Here is a 1,435-nt window from a genome sequence, read left to right as displayed (position 1 = left end):
CTCACCCGCATCGGCAGCCCCGGCCACACCGCGGTCCTCTACCTGCCCATGATCGGCATTGGTGTGGCCTGGGCTTCTATTACGGGCGTACCTTACATCATGGCCATTGAGATGATCCGCAAGGAGCGCCGAGGCGTCTACATGGGCGTTATCAATATGATGATCGTCATCCCCCAGTTCATCCAGACCCTCACCTTCGGTCCCATTTACAAGCACCTGCTCGGCGATCACCCGGTCAACGCCCTGCTCTTCGTCGCAGTCTTCCTCATCATCGCCGGTCTGCTCATCGAGTGGATCGACACCGTCAAGGACGCGGACCCGCGGGTGCGCGCCGCCGCCGTGTCCGCCACTGAGACTGCCGTGGCCTGACCGGGTGCCCCACGAAAGGATGTCATCCGTGACCTATACCACCATTGTCGCCGGAGTCGGCGATGTCGAGGCGAACACCCACGTCATCGATCGCGCCTGCGAGATGGCTCGCCTGTGCGACGCCGCTCTTCTCCTCGTCGCCGGCTTCGACCCCGTCTCGGCGCGGGACAAGGCTCGCATCAACGAGTTCGCCCCCGTCGCCGATGTGCGGGTCGTCGAGGCTCGGCTCACCGAGGACCAGGCCTACGCCGTCGTCGAGAAGGCGCGTGATACCGCCGTTGAGCGCGGCGTCGCCCTCGCCCAGGGCGTCGTCGTCGAGGGCACGGCGGTCGATGCCGTCACCCTCGTCACCTTGGAGACCGAGGCGGACCTCGTCATCGTCGGATCCAAAGGCGTCGATTCGCTGTTCGGCCGCATCTTCGGAGCCGTCTCCGTCCAGGTGCTCCGCAAGTCGAAGTGCGACGTCCTCGTCGTCGTTCCCTAGTCGCCGGATAGACGTCGGACGCACGCGTCGGATCCTGCGCGATCGGACCGGCGGCGGATGCCCGCCACGCGGAAGTGTGGCGGGCATCCGCCGCTATGTTTTGAGGTTCTTCGTGTGTGAGGGCGTGGTCGGGGTGAGCGGGTGCCGGTGGTTCGGCGTCTCGGGGTCCTGCGCGGTCGTACTCGGCGTCGCGTGGTCGTACCCGGCGGCGCGCGGTCGTACCTTAGAGGGGCTCTAAGGTACGACCGCGCGGTTTTACGTACGACCGCGTGCGCTGGGGGTACGACCACGCGGTTTTACGTACGACCGGGTGGGATCGCGTACGACCACGTACCCCGAGACCCCGACGAGGAAAGCCCCGCACAACCCCATCCCCACGACACGAAGAACCCGTTTTGAGCAGTTGTCGTAACTCCTGTGATACGTGGGGCCGGGCTGGGCGCATGGTGGCGCTGCGTCTGCCCGGGTGGCCCCGCGCCCCGACCCGCTCCGGGACGCGGCGCTCGGCGTTCCCTGAATCTCCTCCCCTCGACGTCGGCCGCCCATGCCGCCGAGCCCCGCGGCGTCGGCGGGCGCGCCGGG

The 1,435-nt window shown here is 67.3% G+C and carries 1 protein-coding gene and 1 pseudogene; both read left to right on the top strand.

Annotated features, from left to right (window positions below):
- Positions 1-369, top strand: a pseudogene (locus tag BKH20_RS13610) (MFS transporter); the annotation flags it as partial.
- A gap of 28 nt (positions 370-397) precedes the next feature.
- Positions 398-853, top strand: coding sequence for a universal stress protein (locus BKH20_RS13605; protein ID WP_034472004.1), 456 nt, complete (start codon positions 398-400; stop codon positions 851-853).
- Positions 854-1,435: the final 582 nt, after the last annotated feature.

Origin of the sequence: Actinomyces oris, assembly GCF_001937445.1 — a bacterium.
Lineage (GTDB): Bacteria > Actinomycetota > Actinomycetes > Actinomycetales > Actinomycetaceae > Actinomyces > Actinomyces acetigenes.
The sequence above is the reverse complement of the archived record's forward strand: the minus strand, read 5'-3'. Positions and strand labels throughout refer to the sequence as shown.